The 20,573-nt window shown below is 50.5% G+C and carries 14 protein-coding genes and 1 rRNA gene; 1 reads left to right on the top strand and 14 read right to left on the bottom strand.

What is annotated here, in order from left to right; all coding sequences use genetic code 11:
- Positions 1-97 (bottom strand): 16S ribosomal RNA (locus QZV31_RS11220); the annotation flags it as partial.
- A gap of 141 nt (positions 98-238) precedes the next feature.
- The gene (locus tag QZV31_RS11215; protein ID WP_295360645.1) at positions 239-2,062 is read right to left on the bottom strand and encodes a B12-binding domain-containing radical SAM protein; all 1,824 of its coding nucleotides are present in this window, start codon (positions 2,060-2,062) and stop codon (positions 239-241) included.
- Positions 2,063-2,159: 97 nt separating this feature from the next.
- On the opposite strand from QZV31_RS11215, the gene pepF reads away from it, so the two are divergent.
- On the top strand, positions 2,160-4,034 hold the full coding sequence (gene pepF / locus QZV31_RS11210; RefSeq protein WP_295360643.1) for an oligoendopeptidase F: 1,875 nt from the start codon (positions 2,160-2,162) through the stop codon (positions 4,032-4,034).
- A 252-nt stretch (positions 4,035-4,286) separates the two neighbouring features.
- Here pepF and QZV31_RS11205 read toward each other — a convergent pair whose 3' ends face one another.
- The 12 genes from QZV31_RS11205 to QZV31_RS11150 form a co-directional block, all read right to left on the bottom strand.
- The gene (locus QZV31_RS11205) at positions 4,287-5,351 is read right to left on the bottom strand and encodes an iron-containing alcohol dehydrogenase family protein (RefSeq protein WP_295360641.1); all 1,065 of its coding nucleotides are present in this window, start codon (positions 5,349-5,351) and stop codon (positions 4,287-4,289) included.
- Between the two features lie 213 nt (positions 5,352-5,564).
- Positions 5,565-7,199 carry a phosphoenolpyruvate--protein phosphotransferase gene (gene ptsP, locus QZV31_RS11200; protein WP_295360629.1) on the bottom strand — a complete coding sequence of 545 codons (1,635 nt, stop codon included), beginning with the start codon at positions 7,197-7,199 and terminating at the stop codon, positions 5,565-5,567.
- A gap of 131 nt (positions 7,200-7,330) precedes the next feature.
- Positions 7,331-7,588, bottom strand: a complete 258-nt coding sequence (locus QZV31_RS11195; RefSeq protein ID WP_295360627.1) for an HPr family phosphocarrier protein — start codon at positions 7,586-7,588, stop codon at positions 7,331-7,333.
- 74 nt (positions 7,589-7,662) lie between these two features.
- On the bottom strand, positions 7,663-9,693 hold the full coding sequence (locus QZV31_RS11190) for a PTS fructose transporter subunit IIABC (RefSeq protein ID WP_295360625.1): 2,031 nt from the start codon (positions 9,691-9,693) through the stop codon (positions 7,663-7,665).
- A gap of 39 nt (positions 9,694-9,732) precedes the next feature.
- A complete protein-coding gene (locus tag QZV31_RS11185) occupies positions 9,733-10,701 on the bottom strand; it encodes a 1-phosphofructokinase family hexose kinase (RefSeq protein ID WP_295360623.1) in 969 nt (322 codons plus the stop codon).
- Positions 10,702-10,759: 58 nt separating this feature from the next.
- Entirely contained in the window at positions 10,760-11,443 is a 684-nt protein-coding gene (locus QZV31_RS11180; RefSeq protein WP_295360621.1) for a hypothetical protein, read from the bottom strand.
- Positions 11,440-12,474 (bottom strand): lysylphosphatidylglycerol synthase transmembrane domain-containing protein, encoded by a 1,035-nt coding sequence (locus QZV31_RS11175; RefSeq protein ID WP_295360619.1) that lies wholly within the window; start codon positions 12,472-12,474, stop codon positions 11,440-11,442. Before QZV31_RS11175 ends, QZV31_RS11180 begins: the two co-directional genes overlap by 4 nt.
- Positions 12,475-12,533: 59 nt before the next feature.
- Positions 12,534-13,547, bottom strand: a complete 1,014-nt coding sequence (locus QZV31_RS11170) for a ribonuclease HIII (protein WP_295360617.1) — start codon at positions 13,545-13,547, stop codon at positions 12,534-12,536.
- A gap of 266 nt (positions 13,548-13,813) precedes the next feature.
- A complete protein-coding gene (gene larC / locus QZV31_RS11165; protein ID WP_295360615.1) occupies positions 13,814-15,247 on the bottom strand; it encodes a nickel pincer cofactor biosynthesis protein LarC in 1,434 nt (477 codons plus the stop codon).
- Positions 15,248-15,394: 147 nt separating this feature from the next.
- The gene (gene larB, locus QZV31_RS11160) at positions 15,395-16,150 is read right to left on the bottom strand and encodes a nickel pincer cofactor biosynthesis protein LarB (RefSeq protein WP_295360613.1); all 756 of its coding nucleotides are present in this window, start codon (positions 16,148-16,150) and stop codon (positions 15,395-15,397) included.
- 187 nt (positions 16,151-16,337) lie between these two features.
- Positions 16,338-19,424: an efflux RND transporter permease subunit gene (locus QZV31_RS11155; RefSeq protein ID WP_295360611.1), complete on the bottom strand. Its 3,087-nt coding sequence runs from the start codon at positions 19,422-19,424 to the stop codon at positions 16,338-16,340.
- Complete coding sequence (locus QZV31_RS11150) at positions 19,421-20,554, bottom strand: efflux RND transporter periplasmic adaptor subunit (protein ID WP_295360609.1); 1,134 nt, start codon at positions 20,552-20,554, stop codon at positions 19,421-19,423. Before QZV31_RS11150 ends, QZV31_RS11155 begins: the two co-directional genes overlap by 4 nt.
- Between the last annotated feature and the right edge of the window lie 19 nt (positions 20,555-20,573).

Genomic DNA, 20,573 nt, shown 5'->3' with positions numbered 1-20,573 from the left:
CCACTAGGATTCTGCCGAAACAAAATCCCCGTTCGACTTGCATGTGTTAGGCACGCCGCCAGCGTTCGTCCTGAGCCAGGATCAAACTCTCCATAATAATTACAGAAAGCCGATTCGGCTCTTCTTGTTGTTCAGAAATTTTTGACTTCGTTAGGTCCGTCCCAAAAGGGACTGACCCGCACATTCATTTGGTTCGTTATTCAGTTCTCAAGGTTCCTCTGCCGTCAACCGACGGCTTTTATATATTAGCATTCGTTTTAATTCTTGTCAAGCACATTTCTTCATAATTTACCAAAACAAATACAGAATCTTTTTCACCCGTCCACGGATTAAACAAAAATTCTTCCAGTGCGTACTTTTTATGTAACTCCCGCCAGTTTTTGAAAACATAATCCGGAATATAGTTACGTACCCGTTTCTCATCCTTCCAAAATGCAGAAACCCTTTCGTAATTTATGGTTGTACGCCATTGCAGCCATTCCGGTTTGAAATTAGGCAGGTATCGCAAAACATCCAGCCGCAGCAATTCCCGTACCTGGAACAGCAACTCCGGTTGTTGTTCTTCGACATATGTAAACAACATTTGAGCAGTTTCCAAGGCATTATGACCTATTCCGGCCATCTCTTTCTGTCGGTACCATTCCGTCAGCTTCCTGAAAAAGGAAAACGTCGATCCTCTCCCCGCCTGCTCCGACAGATATGCCAGTGTAAAAGGAAACCTGCCGCTGTTAGCAGTCAGGTCAAATACCTCTTCCAGAATTTTTAAGAAACGTATCTCCTTATAACTCAAATACTTTGTTGCCAAAATTTCATAAGGTGGCTGGGCCATGTAAATCAGGCCGTGACGGTCAGAAACTCTTTCCATTTCCGTACCGGACAGAATCTTTAAAAAACCAAGCTGCAACGCATGGGGGCGTAATCCATATACATCATCAAAGGATTGGGCGAAACTCTTCAAGTCCTGCAACGGAAGTCCCGCTATTAAATCCATATGGATATGCATATTGCCGGATTTCAGCAACGCTGCAACTGTATCTTTTAATCTGCCCCAGTCATCTTTTCTCCCGATAGCCTGTAGTACGTCCGCATCCGTGCTCTGTACGCCGATTTCCAACTGGAAACGCCCTTTCGGTACCGTCTGTAAAAAACTCACAGCGGCGGGACTCAGAATATCCGCTTTTATTTCAAAATGAAACGTGGTTTTTGTATTTGCCGAAGCCAGGTACTGCATAATGGGAAGATAATAGGTTTCATCCAGATTGTAGGTCCGGTCTACAAACTTCACCAACGCGGCCCCTGCCTGCATAAACCTGTCCATATCCGCCAACACCAGGGGCAGGCTCCGCCGGCGTACCGAGTGAGAAATGCCGGACAGACAATAAGAACAGTGGAACGGGCAGCCACGGGACGCTTCGTAATACACAATTTTATGCTGCGCCACAACCTCTGCCAGGTCGGGATACGGAAACGGCAGCTTATCCAGGTCATCCACTGTAAGCGTCGCATCCGGAACAGCAAGCCTGCCGGATTCATCCCGATACGCAATCCCCTCCGGTATCAATTCCTTCCAATGACTTATATTCTGTCTTGCTACCTGCTTAACAACAGCGGGAGATTCTGTTCCCTGCGTTTCTGTTCGTTCAAACTGTGCCACTCTCTGTAAAAAAGCGGCTACAACCTCCTCTCCTTCACCACAGACAATAAAATCCACAAAAGACACTGCAGCAAAGGTTTCTGCGGGGCGAAACATGACCTCGGGGCCTCCCAGCATCAAAAAGCAATCCGGCAAAACCTTGCGCAACAACTCGCCCAATTCCAGTACAAACCGGCGATTCCATATATGTACTTCCAGGCCGATCAAAATTGGTTCGTCGTTTGTAACTCCGGCCTGGTCGATCTGTTCCGTAATACGGATCAAAACCGAAAGCACCGGTTCATTGACCGTAACTTCCAGTCTGTGAACCGATAAAATTCCCTGCTCCCTGCAGTATTCCGTCACATAACGGATACCCAGCGTGGTATGAATATATTTGCTGTTCGTTCCAATAAAAAATGCCTGCATACCGATTTCCTCTTCCAAAAAAAGCTTCAATTCCCAACTCATAGTGATATAATAGTAAAGAATTGAATAAAATGCAATAAAAATTCGAGGAGGTACTATGAATACACCATCTCACGGAAGCAAGGTTGCGAGAAAAGACATTCCTGCCGTTTTCCAGTGGAAGATACAGGACATTTATGCTACACAGGAAGAATGGGAAAAAGCCTGCACTGCCCTAAAAGAGCTGATTGCGGAACTGGAAACATGCAAAGGCAGCCTGAAAGACGCCGGCATATTATTACAGGCCTTACAGTTGCGGGATCGCATGTCGCAGGAAATTGATAAAATTTACGCCTACGCCCGTCTGCAGCAGGATGCAGACAACGGAGACGTAAATGCCCAAGCTCTTTCAGGAAAAGCGGAAGGAATTCTGGCTGCATTTTACAACGCAGTTTCTTTTATTGACTCTGAAGTTACTTCGCTCCCGAAAGAGCAACTGGAACAGTTAAAAAACGACCCATTGTTTTCCGACTACAGTTTTTACCTGGAAGACCTGGAACGAATGCGAGAACACATACTGCCCGGTGAGCAGGAAGCAATCCTGGCACAAAGTCAGCTGGCCACCGGAACCGGCGCCCTTGCCTTCCGGGCACTGGTATCTGCCGACATGGAGTTCCCTGTCATCAAAGACCGCAACGGCAACGATGCGATTGTAAGCGAAGGCTGCTATATGCTGAACATGTCCAGCGATGACCGTGTTTTACGCAAAAACTCTTTTTTTGGCCTGATGAACACCTATCACCATTACCGGAATACGCTGGCCGCCACGCTGACCGGAACCTGCCGCAGCCGTTACTTTTATGCCCGGGTCCGCGGTTATCAGAATTCCATGGAGGCCAGTCTGGCGGAAGAAAACATCCCCGTCAGTCTTTACAACGGGCTGATTCAGACCATACATGCCCATCTGAAACCGCTGCACGAGTATATTACACTGAAAAAAGAAACGCTGGGTTATGATGAATTCCACCCCTATGACCTGTATGTGCCTTTATCCCAGGAAGGAGAAAAAAGTTTTTCCTGCACATTTGCCGAAGCCTGTGAAACAGTAAAAAATGCGCTGCAGCCGTTAGGGCAGGCCTATATTGAAGCGTTGCAGAAAGGTATGACAGATGGCTGGATCGATATATATGAAAACAAAGGAAAACGAAGCGGCGCTTATTCCTGGGGCGTCTACGGCGTTCATCCCTATGTTTTGTTGAATTTCCAACCTCGTTACAACAGCATTTCCACCCTGGCCCATGAACTGGGGCACTCTCTTCACAGTTACTTCAGCAGTCAGGCCCAGCCTTATGCAAAAAGCGACTACAGCATCTTTTGCGCCGAGGTCGCTTCTACAACCAACGAAAATCTTCTATTGGAATATGCGCTTGCCAGGGCAGATAAAACACAGAAAATCTTTTTGCTTAACCAGTTCCTCGAGGCGGTACGTACCACCGTATACCGTCAGGTACAATTCGCAGAGTTTGAAAAATTCATTCATGATAAAATCACCATGGGAGAATCTCTGCAGGCTGAAGAACTGGAAAAATACTGGCTGGAAAGCAACCGGACTTATTACGGGCCTGACTTAACCGTTGACAAGGAGTTGGGCAGCGAATGGAGCCGTATCCCCCATTTCCATACTCCCTTTTACGTTTATAAATACGCAACCGGTTACAGCGCCGCCACAGCATTCAGCGAAGCCATATTAAACGAATCGGCAGATAAACACCGAACAGTTCCTCCGTCCAATGCCGGATCCGGGAACCCGTTGAACCCCTGTCAAAGCGTTTCAGCCGTAGAAAAATACCTGAAGTTTTTACATGCAGGCGGCAGCGATTACAGTTTGAATCTTTTAAAAGAGGCCGGTGTAGATCTGAATTCACCACAGCCGGTACAGGTTACGTTGGAAAAATTTGCCAGAAAGCTGAAAGAACTGAAGGAACTGCTTTAACAGAAAACAGAAAAAAGCACCGCAGTGTTTCCGGTTAGTCCCGATCATGCAACGGATTCCGGAATCACTTGCGGTGTTGTTTTTTTAGGGAGACGCTGAAATGGCCCGAGGGCGCAGCCGTAGCTGCGTTGAGGGACATTGACGCAGTCAGTCACAAAAAGCACCGGTCAGCGTGCAGACGAATTAATCAGTGTTTCCTTAGCTTTTGAAAATCTCTTCCAAAATTCTCCGCAAAATATCTCAGGATTTCAATCAGATTCTGCACATCATAGCGTAAAGCTCTTTGAACATATCCTCTCTCATCCGCCTTGGCATCATTTCCATATTATTTAAAACGGTGTACCTTTCTTTGCGGACTTCCCGGGCAAAAAGCCATGCCTTTACGAACATCACTTCTGTAATCCCTCTGCGTTTCGGATTAATATCAATTCCATACGCCTTTAAAAAATCCAAAAGCATCCGGTACTCGCGTTTCTGCAGCCAAGCTGCGCCAATCGTACCGATGCCTACAACGATACCATGGGGCAGTCCGTGGTCAAACAACTCATCAAGGGCATGGCAGAATAAATGATCTGAGCCGCTGCAGGGACGCGAACTGCCTGCAATCTGCATGGCAAGGCCTCCCAACACAAGCGACTGGGCCAGCATTTTGACGCCCTCCTGACTGGTAAAAGATTTTATATCAGAATAGAGCAAGGCATTCAATGCCCTTTCCGACAACATATACGCAAAGTCATTGGGCTGTCCGTGGTTATATTTGCAGTCCAGTTCCCAGTCATATAAAGCGGTATAGTTGCTGATAATATCACCCACGCCGGCTTCCAGCAACAACCGGGGCGACTTCAGGATAATATCTGTGTCGATCAGAAGCCCGTCCGGTGTTTTCGAGGTAAAGGAATGGGTCCGGTTGCCTTTGGAAAAAAGAACGGAGACAGGAGAACACACACCATCATTACTGAGCGCCGTCGGAATCGCGATGTACGGCACATTCGCCACAAAAGCAGCATATTTCGCCGTATCCAGGGCAGTTCCGCCGCCAAAACCAATGATCATCCGGATTCCTTCCATGCTGATTTTCTTCGCAATGGAAACCGCATAATCATACGAACTGGACTCCACGGTAACCACTTCATATTCTTTCAGTTGCGACAGCATGAGGGTAACTTTTTTTTCCAGCTTTTGGAGCAATCCGTCCGTAGTTAAAATTAAAACCCGCTTTCCGAGAATATCCGGGAAATTCAAATCCAGATTATCTTTCAGCTCTTTTAAGGCATCCGGTTTCACTTTCATAAACAAAGGGAGATTGAATTCTTTCATGTCGGCAAGGTCCTCTATTCGGTAATATATTCAATACAGTAATAAACGCTTCTTTTATCATTTTAAGGAGACGCTGATTAAATGAGTTTGTGCGCTGACCGAGGGCTTTTTGCGACTGGCAAGAAAATGGTCCGAAGGCGCAGCCGTAGCTGCGTTGAGGGACATTGACGCAGTCAGTCACAAAAAGCACAGGTCAGCGTGCAGACGAATTAATTAGCGTTTCCTTAAATTAAGACTGCGCACCTTATCCCGCAGGGGAAGTACGCTGGTTGCGGAAACCGAAAGCTCGTCGATCCCCATGCGCAGGAACGCTTCTGTCAGGGAAAGGTCAGCCCCAAGCTCCCCGCAGATGCCCACCCAGATACCGGCTTTGTGAGCATTTTTCGCTGTCATCTCAATGAGGCGCAAAACAGCAGGATGATGAGGATCAAAGAAATCGTCCAGTTTGGTCTGCTGCCTGTCAATGGCCAGGGTGTACTGGGTCAGATCGTTAGTACCCAGGCTGAAAAAGTCCACTTCTTTCGCCAGCGCGTCACTGACCAGTGCAGCCGCAGGAGTCTCAATCATGATGCCTGTCTCGATTTGCTCCGCACAGGGAATCCCCTCTTTTTTCAACTGGGTCATCACCTCAGCCAGCAGAGCTTTAGCCATCCTTACCTCTTCCACTGAAATGATCATGGGAAACATGATGGCCAGCCTGCCATACACGGAAGCCCTGCACAAAGCCCGCAGCTGGGTTTTAAACAATTCAGGCCTTGTGAGGCAGATGCGGATAGCCCGAAGTCCCATAGCCGGATTTTCTTCCGGATCCAGATCAAAATAATCAGCTTTCTTATCCGCGCCGATGTCCATGGTACGGATGACAACACGTTTGCCCTCCATGGCCGTCAGCGCCTTTTTATAAGCTTCAAACTGTTGATCTTCCGTAGGATAATCATCATTTTCCAGATACAGGAACTCACTGCGGAACAGACCGATGCCTTCCGCGTCACTGGCCACGACGCGAGGCAGGTCGGCAGGATTTCCTGCGTTGGCATAAATCAGAACCTTCTGCCCGTCCTGCGTCACGCTTTCCTTACCCCGGACGTTCTCCAGCCGTTCCCGTTCAGCCTGCGCCTGTTTCTGTTTTTCCTGCATAACTGCCATCGTAGCCTCATCTGGATCCAGATACACGGTGCCGGTAAAACCGTCAACGACTGCCATTTTACCCTCCAGATCCGTATGAATCTGGGTGCCGGTGTTGACCACAGTGGCAATGCCCAGGTTCCGGGCCAGAATAGCCGTGTGGGAACTGGCACTGCCGCCGGACAGCACAAATCCTAATATTTTTTTTGTATCAAGCTGCATGGTTTCGCTGGGGGCCAGGTCATCCGCTGCCAGAATCACCTGATCATACTGGGAAAAATCAATCGCCGGGCCGCCGCTTAAAATCTGCTCCACCCGGCGGGAGATATCCAGCACGTCCGCTGCCCGTCCCTGCATGTATTCGTCATCCATACCCCGGAACATGGCGGCAAGTTCCTGGGCGGTCCTGTCCACAGCCGCTTCCGCATTCAGCATCTCTTCCCGGATATGACTTTCCACCCCTTCAATATACTCATCGTCTTCCAGCATCATCTGGTGGATCTCAAAGATGGCGGCGTCTTCTTCCCCGACTGTCTCCAGCGCTTTTTCATATAATTGCCCCAACTGGGCCGCAGCCTCTTCCCGTGCTGACTGAAAGCGCTGCACTTCCGTTTCCGGGTCTGTTATCGTGCGGGCAGCCGTAGAAATTGTATTGCGGTGGAACAAAGCCAGCGGTCCGATGCTGATGGCCCCATATACGGGTTTTCCTGTAATCGTAAGCATACATTTCTCCTGTATAGCAATGACAAGAAGACCGAAAAACTGCGGCTCATTGATGCCCTGCAGGACTGTGCCTCCTTCCCCGGTCTGTTTTTAACAGTACAGATTATGGAAACGCTGATCTATCCGTATTTCTATAAATTAGCTTTCAGGAAAGCTTCTACAGCAGCTGCAGCCGCTTCTTCATCCGCGCCTTCCACATCTACGGTGATCACTTCTCCCTGTTTTACACCCAGGCCCATGACGGCAAACAATTTTTTCAAATCAGCCTTCCGGGCGCCTTTGGCCACCGAAATCTTGCTCTCAAATTTTTTGGCTTCTTTGACCAGCAAGCCTGCGGGACGGGCATGAATGCCGGCTGCATCGGTAATGGAATAGGTAAATGTTTTCATACGTTTTTCCTCCCTTTACACAAAATTTAATAACTCAAAACTTGTAAACATCTATTTTTATTTTGATAACAAACTCATTCAACGGCATCCTTGCGGGTAAATCCTAAAATGAAGCAGGCAACCAGAGCCCCGACGAGCAGCGCCACAAAATACATGGGCCAGTTGGTCACTACACCGAACACGAACAGACCGCCGTGAGGCGCCGGCACGGTGCAGTTAAACAGCATGGACAGAGCGCCGGCCACTGCGGAACCGATAGCACATGCCGGAATCACATGCAGGGGATCGGACGCCGCAAAAGGAATCGCCCCTTCTGTGATAAAACTAAATCCCATAATAAAGTTCGTCACACAGGAAGAACGTTCCTGCTTCGTAAATTTCTTTTTGAACAGCAGTGTGCAGAGAGCGATGGCAATGGGCGGAACCATGCCGCCAATCATAACGGAAGCCATGATGCCGGAAGAAACGGCCTGGCCGGATGCTCCGGCAAGGGAAGCCGTGCCGAACACATAGGCCGCTTTATTGATAGGCCCGCCGAAGTCAATAGACATCATGCCGCCCAGGATAAATCCCAGAATCACTTTGCTGGAAGAAGACATACCGGCCAGTACACCCGCCAGCCATTTGTTGAACATAGCCGTAGGCGGGTTGATGATGTACGTCATAATAATTCCCATCAGCAGCAATCCCAGCACCGGATACAGCAGCACCGGCTTGGTTCCTTCCAAGGCCTGAGGCAGGCCGGACAACACTTTTTTAAGCCAATTCACCAAATACCCGGAAATAAAGCCGGCAAACAGAGCGCCGAAGAACCCGGAGCCCCCGTTCACCGCCAGGAAGCCGCCTACCACACCGGGCATCAGTGCCGGACGCTCGCCGATACTCATGGCGATGTAACCTGCCAGAATCGGCATCATCATACTGAAGGAAAGGCCGCCAATGTTTTTCAGGAAAGCTGCCAGCGGGGTACCGGAACCGAAGTTAGCCGTGCCCGCATTTCCCATATCAAACAGGAACGCCAGGGCAATGAGGATGCCGCCGCCAATCACGAAAGGCAGCATGTGGGACACACCGTTCATCAGATGTTTATAGATCTGACGGCCTACGCTTTCCCCCTCTGCCGTCGCGGCAGCCGGTTCATCAGAGGGCGCACCCTCTCCGCTAAAGACAGGAGCTTCCCCCTTCAGAATGGTATTGATCAGCTTTTCCGGTTCTTTGATTCCTGCGGACACTTTTACAAACAAAACTTTTTTCCCGGCAAACCGTTGCACCGGAACATTCTTGTCACAGGCCACGATAATTCCTGCAGCTCTTTCAATATCAGCCGCCGTCAGAGTGTTTTTCACGCCGCCGGATCCGTTGGTCTCAACTTTAATATCTATCCCCATAGCAGCGGCTTTCCGCTCCAGGGCTTCTGCCGCCATATAGGTATGGGCAATACCGGTAGGACAGGCCGTCACAGCAGCCACAAACGGTTTGCCGGAGTCTGCCGCTGCCCCGGCAGCAGCTGCTGCAACACTCGCTGCCCCTGCACCTGCAGTTCCGGCACCCTCGCCGGCTCCAGTTGCTTTTTCCGCAGTCGTTGCAGCCTGTTCCGCCTCCGCCTGTTTTCGTTCCTCTTCTGCTTCCGCTTCTTCCTGCTCTATCTGGATTTTCTCTGCCTCATCAATGATATGGAGATATTCTTCCGGCGTCTTGGCGTTCATCAACGCTTCGTGGAACTCATCGTCCATCAACATCCGGCTCAACCGGCTCAATACTTCCAGATGAACATTTTCTCCTCCAGCGGGGGCCGCAATCAGGAAAAACAGGAATGCCGGTTCTTCATCCAGGCTTTCGTAGTCCACCCCGGCCCGCACAATCATGCTGGCCAGTCCGGGAGTTTTCACCGCTTCCGTCTTTGCATGAGGGATAGCAATCCCTTCCCCGATACCGGTGCTGCCTTCCGCTTCCCTGGCCAGCACCCTTGCTTTGTACAGAGCCTTGTCAGCCAAATTTCCGCCGGCCTCCATCAGGTCTACCAATCGCTCCACTGCCGCCGGCTTGTCAGCAACTACAGCATTCAAATCAATGCTCTGCGGTTTTAAGAGGTCTGTAATACGCATAGCGCTTCCTTTCCGCCGCCCTGTTACAGTCGGCACATCTCATATTCCGGCCAGCAGCGCTTCGATTTCCTCCCGCTCTGCCAGCCAGTCCTTAAATGCCGTGGCGCTTCCACTGGCAATTCCATATCGTAAAGCCTCCGACAAATTTCCGTCGCTGCGTTTATAACCTGCCAGGAATCCGGCTACCATGCTGTCTCCTGCCCCTACCGAATTCACCAGAGTGCCTTTGGGAGAAAGACAGCGATAGATCTTGCCATCCTCCCCTGCCAGAAGAGCCCCGTCGCCACCTAAAGACACCAGTACATTTTCGGCTCCCTGCTGCCGCAGTTTTTCAGCGCAGACAGCCACATCTTCGTCAGATTGCAGTTCCTGTTTAAATAACTCTTCCAGCTCTTCTTTATTCGGTTTTATCAAAAAAGGATGGCAGGGTATGGCGCTGGTCAGAAGTTCTCCTTCTGCATCCACCACCACACGGACCTGTTTCCCGTTCATCCGTTCCAAAATTTTCCGGTAGGTATCTGCGGGAAGTCCTTTGGCAATACTCCCGGACAGCACCAGTATGTCTTCACGTGCTAACGCATCAAACTGCTGAAACAGCAGCCGCAGATTTTCATCGGATATTTCAGGACCTAACCCGTTGACTGCCGTTTCTGCTCCTGTTTCTGCCAGCGCCGCTTCTGTACCGGCCGCCTTTTCCTCTCCGGCCAGCACCGTTTTGCCGGCGCCGATTTTTACATTGATCCGGGACAGCCCTTCTTCCAGATGGATAAAGTCACACTGGCAACCGGCCAGACCGGAAAGCCGTTCGATTTCCGCTCCGGTAAAGCCGGCCACAAAACCCAGCAGTCTCACCGGCAGCCCCAGACGTCGGAGAATAATACCAACATTAATCCCCTTTCCTCCGGGATAAACAGCCTCCTGAACGACACGGTTGATAGCCCCTGCCCGAAACACCGGCATGTGCACCGTGTAGTCCAAAGACGGATTAAAGGTTACGGTATATATCATGACACCCCCACCTCCCAGGAAATCCGGTAAATGCCTTTCACGGCACCTTTAAATATGCTTAAAAGAAATTGCGAGCCAACAAGTATACAGACGGAACACTAAACGCTTCCGCTGCCTTTTCTCCTCCTGCTACCGGCAACAGAAAAACATAAAGGATGAAGAAAATCAATACCCCGGCAGCAACATGAATCCATGCCGCCAACCAACCGTCCTTGAAATACAGCAGCGCAATTCCGACCCCGGCACCCATCACCAGGATCACCATCGACAGTATCAGGCCCCCAAAAAGCACTTCCGGAACCTGTTTTGAAACCCAAACACATCCTGCAGCCGCCGCCACAAAGGTCAGCACACTGACCCGGGCCCAGCCGGCAAAATAACTCTTTCCTTCCCGTACCATACGGTCAATATTCCAGCCTGTCAGCATGGCAAAGGCAGGAAAACCCAGCACCAGGGCAAGAGTCCGTTGTGCATAACACAGGGTGGAAACTGTCAGGGCCGTCACACCCCATAACAGCAAATACAGATTCCGGCGCAATTCTTCTGTACTGCTTTCAGAAATCCCGTCCTTGCAGGATTTGAGTAACAGTCCAGTCCAGGGAAACATACACACCAGCATTTTGGGAACTGCATACGAATCCAACAACTCAGCCGGTGCGATTACTGTCCCATACAAAAACAATACACTGTTGCCCAGCACCAAACCGGCCCATAAAAGAGCCCCTCCGTTCCAGTGTTTCATTCTCCGGAACCTTTCTCATCAGCCTTATATTCCGTGCTTGTATTCTTTTCCGCAATAGTAAGCACGTTAGAGCCAAAAGCCCGCAGGGTAACGCATGCGCCTAATAAAAACGGAAGGTACTCTGTCGTGAACCGCCACAAGACAGCCAGAATTCCCACCGTACCGCTGGGAACCAACTGGGCAAAAAGCACCAGAAAACCGGCTTCCGCTATGCCGCTTCCCCCCGGTGTAGGTGAAAAATACAACACCAGGTTCAGCAGGTACATACGCCCCAGCACCTGGACAAGGTCAAAGGGAAACTGCAGGCCCATAAAATAACAGGGCACCGTAAGGTAAATAAAGGTCAGGCTGACACCGGATTCAATAAAAGCCCGCAGCACCATGACCGGCTGCTTCCCCATAATATAGACCGCCTGACGAAAATCATGGTACCAGCGGAAAGCCTGGCGCCTGCGTTCATGCTTAAAATGCTGGGAAAAATAATAGATGATCCGTTCCGGGTAATCCGTATGCATCAAAATAATCGCAGTAACCGGAATTGCTATAAAAATCACCGAAACCGTCATGATGACCGGCATTGGAATCCAACTGGTAATAGCGTCATCCTGTTCCATAAAAATCGGCAGCATAATAATCAGAAAAAAGATAGACATGATGGTCCGCACCAGGATGATCAGGGTAGAACGGGCCACCGGCACGCCGGCCCGGCGCATAAACATCACCTGGGCAATGGCCCCGCCGGAAGCGCCGGGAGTCAAAAGTGCCAGAAAATAATTGCTTAGCACCACCTTGGTCACATCGGATAACGGCAAATCTTCCCCGGTGATCCGGGCCAGCGTCAAAAGACGCGTACCGTCAAAGAACAACCCGATAGCCAGAGATCCCAACGCGCACAAAACAGACCATGAAGAAAACATGGTCAGATAATCCAGCGCCCGGATATCAAATGTAAAATAAATGACTGCCGCTGATACGGACAGAACGAATGTCGCTAACAGCGCAATCCGTTTAAACAGTTTATTACGATGCATGTTCTATGTCACCAAGTCTCCTGTGGTTCTTTCGTGATAAACAATGAATCCCCCGGTATTTACTCAATTTCCCATAACTTTTTCGTATTGGCAAAATGCAGTTTTACAAAACGCTCCAGTGCATCCATCCCCTGCTTCTGCACCAGGCGCCGGGCAGCATTGGTAGCTGCTTCTCCGCCCCCTTTGGGGATTCTGCCGATGCCCGCTTCCGGAGCCATCTGCCGTAATGTCTGCAAAAAAGCAGCCCGCGCCAGCACACTGGCAGAAGCAACCGCAATGTCCTCCTCTGCCCGGGGACGCTGCCACACCTGCATATCCGGAGCAAAGGCATGGACGCCGTCGGGAATGTCATTGTTTTTGGCAAACTGATCCACCAACGACCATTTGCATTGGGGATATTGCAGCCAGGCCTGTTTCAGCGCAGCCACATGACCCAGGGCCAGCAGGGTATTCAACGAACCTCCCTCACTCTGCACCTGGTCATACCTCATATTGTAAACTTGAGGTTTCATAACAAGGACGCTGACAGCAAGCGCTGTGTCCCGAATCACATTTTCCAGGGCCAACACTTTTTCGTCTGACAGGGACTTACAGTCTTTTACCCCGGCAGCCAATAATGCCTCCCCGCCTTTTTTGTCCAGGCAGACGGCAGCTACTACCAGTGGACCGAAATAATCGCCTTTCCCGCTTTCGTCACTTCCCAGCCATACGCCCGGAAAATCCGGTTCTTCCGCCAAAAGAAAATGGGGCCTGGCCGAACTGCAATGAACGGTTTCCGAAAGCGCAGACGCATCAGCACTTCCCTGGCTTTCGCGGATGCCTGCAGTATTTGAACCTTTGTTATTATGCAACGGGATCTGATGAACCAGTTCGAGGGCCTGATCTCGCAGATCTGAATTCTCGCCGCCCCAGACCAGGCTGATCCCTTTTTTGCCATTGTATACGTTAAGGGTAACTTTTTTCCCTGAAGCGGTTAAAAGAAGCTGGACTCCGTAATTAATGGTTTTCGTTTGTACGTTTCCTAAGGTGCACAGGCTTTCTTCCAAACTGTTGATATACTTTTCAAATTCCAAGATGGTTTCCTCTGTTTCTGTTTTGGTTATATATGATAATGATATAAAGATAAAAAAGATAAAGTTAATGATTAGTTAAAGATAAAGCAAGGTAAGGATGTACGGTTTATAGTTTTATGATGAAAAGAACAAATAGAACAAATGTAACTTATCGGAAGATGTCAATTCTGGTATTTACAGGCATCAATGAGCAACTTGTCGGCAAATACATTCCTGTAACATGCAGTAATCAAAAAAATACGGTTCATTCAATAGCCATAAAAACGTTATTCCTGCAAGGCAGCAGTTTCTACCGCTTTCAACGGGACACCGTTTGCTTCCGCAATCTTTTTACAGTCTTCAAATTCCGGGACAGCATTGACCACTTTACCGTCCAGCAGTCCTTCTTTGACCCTGACCTCGCCCCAGGGTGTCTGCACCGTTTTCCAACGACGCTCCAGTGCAGTGCGCTCCACAAAGTAAGCCCGCACGCCCAGGGTCGTAGTTTCAGCAAACATAATCTGCTCCATCACCTGTCGCTGTTCCGGTCTGCACAGTACCTTCAGCGTCTGGGCCGGACGTCCTTTTTTCATAATGACAGGCTGCAGCCAGGCGTCCAGCGCCCCTGCGGCCAATAATTTTTCCAGAACATAGGGCATGATTTCCGGGTTCAGGTCATCAAGGTTACACTCCAGCATCAATAATCTTTCAACAGCACTGCCGGAATTACCGGTTCCCACCGTTTCATTCCAAAGACCCATAGTAACACGCAGCACATTAGGGATTGCCACGTCTCTCGTTCCTGCGCCGTAGCCGATGGTCTCCCCGGTGAAGCCGTCAGGCACCTCTTTCACCGGAGACGCCAGCACTTTCAACAGAGCTGCGCCGGTAGGTGTCGTCATCTCTTTCTCTACCGTTCCCCGATAATTCGGTATCCCTTGCAGAAGCTCTGCGGTAGCAGGAGCCGGCACCGGCATCTGCCCATGCGCGCATTCCACAAAACCGAATCCTGTATTTACCGGAGTTGTAAACACCTTTTCAATCCCCAGATATTGCAGGGCCAAAATATTTCCCACCACATCAATGATGGTATCAATCGCTCCCACTTCATGGAAATGGATTTCCTCCACCGTGCTGCCGTGAACCTTGGCCTCCGCTTTGGCAATAGCCAGGAATACATCTTTTGCTTTGGCAATGACCTCTTTCGGAAGATTGGAATGATCCAGAATCACTTCTATGTCATGCAGGTTCCGGTGTTCATGGTGATGATGGTGTGTATGGTGCTCGTGATGATGTTCATGGTCATGATCGTGTTCGTGATCATGATGATGTCCACAACCGCAAGGTTCTTCTTCGTGAACAGGTTCATGGTCATGGCTGTGAGCAATACCGTGAGCGTGCATCCAGGCGTGGTCATGTTCATGATCATGGTGATGTTCGTGCTCATGATCACAATCGTGGTCATGTACGTGGTGATGTTCATGCACTTGGTCACCTTCATGTGCATGTTCGTGTTCCTGTTCTTCGGGCAGAACTACATTAAAATACTGCGCCTGAATCCCGGATTTGTTCACGCTTTTATGAACCAGTTCATAGTTTCCCAGATGAAGCTTGGCAAATTCTTCCTGCAAGAACGCAAATGGTACGCCAGCATCCAACAACGCGCCCAGTAACATATTTCCGCTGATACCGGCAAAGGGTTCTACATATAATGCTTTCATAAATCTCTTATCTCTCCAACTTGCTGTTCAGCGGGCTCTTGCCTGCTGCTACAGATATTTTGGCCTCCGGCCGCTGTTTTTGTTATGCGAATAAATCAAGTCTTCAGACCATCACAGCAGATCTTTCCGCTGTTTTACTTTCATAAACTATCGCAAGTGATTAATAATACTGGCCATACGCCCGGCGCCGAACCCGTTATCGATATTCACCACTGCCACCCCGGCACTGCAACTGTTCAGCATGCCCAACAAGGCCGACAGGCCTTTGAAGTTGGCTCCATAACCCACGCTGGTAGGCACAGCAATCACGGGTTTATCCACCAGCCCGCCAACTACGCTGGCCAGCGCGCCTTCCATACCGGCAATGACGATGATCACATTCGCACTGCGGATTTCTTCCACCTTGCCCAGCAGCCGGTGGATCCCCGCAACGCCCACATCGTAAATACGTATGACTTCGTTCCCCATAATTTCCGCTGTCACGGCCGCTTCTTCCGCTACGGGCACGTCACTGGTCCCAGCGGTAATCACAGCAATCTTACGGTCAGGATCTTTAGGCAGAGGTTCTTTTTCCAAAACAATCAGCCGAGCCCTTTCATAGTAGACTGCGTCCGGCAAATTCGGCTTTACCGTCTCATATAATTCCTCCGAAGCTCTGGTTCCTAGCACATTCTTGTGGCGGGAGGCCAGCACGGTTAAAATCGCGGCAGCCTGCGAAATTGTCTTTCCCTCACAATACACAACCTCCGGGAAGCCCCGGCGCAAACTCCGGTCGTGATCCAGCTTGGCAAACCCAAGATCAGTCATATTCAACTGATGAAAACGCGCAATCACTTCTTCGTCAGAAAGCGCGCCTGCTTTATAAGCGGCAAGCGCCTCCTTTATATCATTTTCATAACTCATAAGTATTCACCCTAAATAACACAACTCACTGCCGCAAGGTCTGCGCCAGAAAGGCTTGAATAAACTAAAAACTGTTTATTATGGAAAGTCTAACACTTTGCTCAACAAGACTTTACACATAACTACGCACCGCGGGACACACCTGAGCATTTGCCGTACACTATGAACACCATTCCGACAAGGGCCGTTATTTCGCAGTTTTCGCTGCCACCCTTTTTTCTTTGTATTCTTCCGTGAGCATGTAAATCAGCGGAACTACCACCAATGTCAGCAAGGTGGAAGTCGTCAAACCGCCGATCAGTACCACGCCCATGCTCTGCCGCAGCTCCGCCCCGGCGCCGATTCCCAGCGCAACCGGAGTCATGCCCAGCATGGTTGAAAGTGTAGTCATAAGAATCGGACGAAGGCGCAGGGAACATGCCTCCAGAATTGCTTCTTTAATCGGCATGCCCTTCTCTCTCGCCTGATTTGCATAGTCAACTAACAAAATTGCGTTTTTGGTTACCAGCCCCAGCAGCATGGTCGCCCCGATGAGGGACATCATATTACCAGTCTGATTGGCCACCAGCAGACCCAGCACAGCGCCGATGATGGCAAACGGCAGACTCATCATGATTACAAATGGCTGGGAGAAGCTTTCAAATTCCGCTGCCAGCACCATGTAAATCAGAACAATAGCCAGGATAACGGCCTTGACGATCTCTCCAAAGATACGGCTCATCATATCGGAGTTACCAACAAGCCGGTAACGGTACCCGATATCCATATTCAGTTCCGGGATCAGCTTTTCTTCAATCACTTTCAGCAAATCGCCGGTGGAAATACCCACTGCATTGGAGTAAACCGCAATCTGGCGCTGCCTGCCTTCCCGATCAATACGGGTGGGACCGGAGCCTAACCTGACTTCCGCCACGTCCCCTAACCGAACGTAACCGCCTGATTCCGTAGAAACCATCAGGTTCGCCACATCCTGAATGGTGCGGCGGTCTTGTTTGTCCATCTGGATGATGATATCGTAGTCATTGTTGCCAATCGTATAGGAGTTGCCAGTGCTCTTACCTTGGAACGCATACTGTACAACCTTACCTACGGTCGTGTTATCCAGACCCAGCTGGCTAGCCTTGGACTGGTCCAGCCGTATCATAATTTCCGGTTCCGGATCGATACCAATGACTTCCACGTCAGCAGAGCCGGGTACCTGCCGTATTTTTTCTGCCAGATCGTTGGCATACTTTGTCAGCCTTACCAAGTCACTGCCCCGAAGGCCGATCTGTACAGGCCGGGGGTCGCCCCGACTGCCCTGATTGGTCACAACCGCAACCTGCATGTCGCCCACGTTTCTGAACTTTCCGCGCAGGTCAGCCATAATATCCAGCATGCCCCGCTTCCGTTCTTCCGCCGGTTTCAGCTTCACTTCGATAGCGCCTTCGTTCACTGCCGTGCGAACGCCGCCCAGGTGCATGTTCTCAACCCGGACTTCATCTTTCATTTCCATAAGGACCTGCTCTAACGGCCATGTCCATTCCGCCATCTGGTTCAACCCGATACCGGGCGCGGCTTTTACGTTGACCCGGAATTCGCCGGAGTCATAGATTGGCTGCAGTTCCGTGCCAACAAACGGCAGCAGGAACAGATTGAAGACCAGCGTCACCAGCGAACCCAGAATGATTTTTATCGGGTGACGGACGGCAAATACCATCAGCTGGTCATACAGTCCCCGGACATAGTCAAAGCCCGCATTGAAACTCTTCAAAGCCGCATCCACAAACCGGGGGCGATAGTCTTTATCCTTCTCTGTTCCCGGAGCTTTCAGCCAATGGGCCGAAACCATGGGGGTCAGCGTATACGCGGAAATCGTGGAAAAGGCAAGCGCGAAAGCTACGGTGAGCCCGAACTGCTTGAAGAACTGGCCGATTGTCTCACCCATACTGCCGATGGGTACAAATACCGCCATCAGCGACATGGAAGTAGCCAGGATTGCCAGCACCAGTTCCTTGGTAGCATCTGCCGAGGCCAAGAACGGTTTCTTCCCCATCTCCATGTGCCGGAAAATATTTTCTACCAGCACGATGGCGTCGTCAATCAGGAACCCGACGGCCAGTGACAGACCCATGAGAGACATATTATTCAGGGTAAAGCCCATAATGTCCATGAGGAAAAACGTTGCAATAATGGAAGTAGGAATCGCCAGGCCGCCGATGATGGTTGCCCGCAGGTCACCCAGGAACATATAAGTAATGAGCAAAGCCAGGAACCCGCCGAAGAGGATCGTGTTCCACACGTCAGCCACGTTCTCGCGGATGTACCGGCTCTGGTCCCGGACGATGTACATCTTAATATCCGGGGGCAGGTCATGCTCCATGATCTTTTCCAGTTCTTTGTTGACCACGTCAATGACCTGAACCGTATTGGTACGGCTCTGCTTGCGGATGGCCAGCATCACGGAAGGGACCCCGTTGGTGCGGGAATAGGACTCCGCGTCTTCCCAGTCGTCTTCCACGTCAGCAATTTCCGTGAGACGGATGGCCTTCCCGTCTTTGTTGGCCACAATAATCTGTTTAAAGTCGTCCACCGTATTCAGTTTGCCGATGGTACGTACGGTAATCGTATTGTTGTTATCCCGGACCTTGCCGCCAGGCGTGTTGATGTTAGCATTGTTAACCTTGGTCAGTACCGTCTGGAAAGAAATTCCGTACTGCTTCAGCTTTTCTGATTTCACGTGGACCTTGATGGCACGGTCCGCGGCTCCGTACACCGATACATCGGCCACGCCTTCCAGCATCTGCAGTCCGTCGATGACCACGTCGTTCAGAATGCGGCGGACTTCTCCCGGGCTCCGCTTATCGGACGAAAAGGCATAGGTCGCAATCGCCTGAGACGCCATGTCAAACCGCTGTACTACCGGTTCATCAATGTCATCCGGCAGACGGCGGCGCACACCCGCTACTTTTTCACGAACCTCACTGGCCATCTGGCGGGGATCCGTACCGATTTCAAACTCCAGCACCGTCTGGGAATATCCTTCCCGGATGGTAGAGGTGATCGTCTTGATGCCCGAAACCTGGCTGACGCGGTTCTCAATGGGTTTGGTAACCAGGGTCTCCATTTCTTCCGGCGCCGTGCCTTCATAGGTTACCGTAACGCCTACCATGGGCAGGTCCACGTCCGGATACAGGTCTACGCCCAGTCCCGGATAGGAACGGATACCGAAGACGATCAGCACCAGTATGAACATGGTGGTAAAGACAGGCCGTCTTATAAATGTTTCAATCATTCTTTATCCGTACCCTTCTCTGAAACCTTAACACTGACACCTTCACGGATTTTGTTCAGGCCGCCGGTGATCACATAATCTTTCTCAGAGATACCGTTCAGCACTTCCACCAGGTTCTCCCCGATGTAGCCGGTTGTCAGTATCTTTCGCACCGCCTTGCCGTCCTCAATGACGTAACAGGTACGCTGGTCGTCACGCATAGAGATGGCCGTCATGGGAATGGTCAGCACGTTCTCCTTGGGTATGGCCGTGATGAGAGCCTCTGCATACATGCCGCCCCGAAGCCGATTGTCCCGGTTATCCACCACCACTTCCGCTTCAAAGGTACGGGACGGTTTCACCGCCACCGGACTGATCCGGACGATGTAGCCATCCACATTCTTGTTTTCTCCGCTCATGGAGGGAATGGTGAATTCCACTTTACCGCCTACCGCCACGCTGTTCACATATCCTTCCGGAATATCAATCTTGGCGGACAGCGTGGAAATATCCGCAATATTGAAAAGGGCCGTACCCACTTTGGCATAATACCCTTCCTGGAAATACCGTTTCTGGATTACGCCGGCCCGGGGCGTGGTCACCGTTGTGCCGCCCAGATCCGATTCCGCCGCAGTCAGAACGCCTTTTGCCGCATCCAGCTTGCCTCTGGCGTTTTCCAGGGCAAAACTCATATTGTCCAGGGCTTCTTTAGACACGGCGCCTTTGGCATACAGATCCTGATACCGTTTTAAGAACAACTCGGCCTTTTCATAATTGGTCTTGGCGTCCAGGTAAGCTCCTCTGGCATTCATCAGTTTCGCAGCCGTATCCACCTGCTCCAGCACCACCAGGGCCTGGCCGGCATTCACAGCCTGACCTTCCTCTACCAGCACCTTCTCAACACGACCGTCAACCTTTGCGGCCACATCAGCCTGCCAGATCGGATCCAGGGAACCGGAGAAGCGGAACTTCGGCACGATGGTCTGCCGTTTCGGATACGCAGCCATAATGACGGCCGTGCGTCCCTGACTGCTCTTTTTTGCCTGCTCATTCCGGGCCATAATATTCGATATTACACGGAATGCCACGACTCCCAAAATGATGACTACCGCAATGATGAGAATTCGTAGTCTCTTGTCCTGAAAATTCATGATGACGCCTGCTTTCTTC

Source organism: uncultured Succiniclasticum sp., from assembly GCF_902793885.1.
In the GTDB taxonomy this organism is placed as follows: domain Bacteria; phylum Bacillota; class Negativicutes; order Acidaminococcales; family Acidaminococcaceae; genus Succiniclasticum.
This window is presented reverse-complemented; position numbering and strand designations above follow the sequence as displayed.

What these genes read in the sequence shown, in the direction of transcription:
- larC (WP_295360615.1), bottom strand. Translation starts at nt 15,247, where the DNA reads ATGAAAGCATTATATGTAGAACCCTTTGCCGGTATCAGCGGAAATATG.
- QZV31_RS11150 (WP_295360609.1), bottom strand. Translation starts at nt 20,554, where the DNA reads ATGAATTTTCAGGACAAGAGACTACGAATTCTCATCATTGCGGTAGTC.
- QZV31_RS11190 (WP_295360625.1), bottom strand. Translation starts at nt 9,693, where the DNA reads ATGCGTATTACAGACCTCTTAAAACCGCAGAGCATTGATTTGAATGCT.
- QZV31_RS11205 (WP_295360641.1), bottom strand. Translation starts at nt 5,351, where the DNA reads ATGAAAGAATTCAATCTCCCTTTGTTTATGAAAGTGAAACCGGATGCC.
- pepF (WP_295360643.1), top strand. Translation starts at nt 2,160, where the DNA reads ATGAATACACCATCTCACGGAAGCAAGGTTGCGAGAAAAGACATTCCT.
- QZV31_RS11195 (WP_295360627.1), bottom strand. Translation starts at nt 7,588, where the DNA reads ATGAAAACATTTACCTATTCCATTACCGATGCAGCCGGCATTCATGCC.
- QZV31_RS11180 (WP_295360621.1), bottom strand. Translation starts at nt 11,443, where the DNA reads ATGAAACACTGGAACGGAGGGGCTCTTTTATGGGCCGGTTTGGTGCTG.
- QZV31_RS11185 (WP_295360623.1), bottom strand. Translation starts at nt 10,701, where the DNA reads ATGATATATACCGTAACCTTTAATCCGTCTTTGGACTACACGGTGCAC.
- larB (WP_295360613.1), bottom strand. Translation starts at nt 16,150, where the DNA reads ATGAGTTATGAAAATGATATAAAGGAGGCGCTTGCCGCTTATAAAGCA.
- QZV31_RS11175 (WP_295360619.1), bottom strand. Translation starts at nt 12,474, where the DNA reads ATGCATCGTAATAAACTGTTTAAACGGATTGCGCTGTTAGCGACATTC.
- QZV31_RS11155 (WP_295360611.1), bottom strand. Translation starts at nt 19,424, where the DNA reads ATGATTGAAACATTTATAAGACGGCCTGTCTTTACCACCATGTTCATA.
- QZV31_RS11215 (WP_295360645.1), bottom strand. Translation starts at nt 2,062, where the DNA reads ATGCAGGCATTTTTTATTGGAACGAACAGCAAATATATTCATACCACG.
- ptsP (WP_295360629.1), bottom strand. Translation starts at nt 7,199, where the DNA reads ATGCTTACGATTACAGGAAAACCCGTATATGGGGCCATCAGCATCGGA.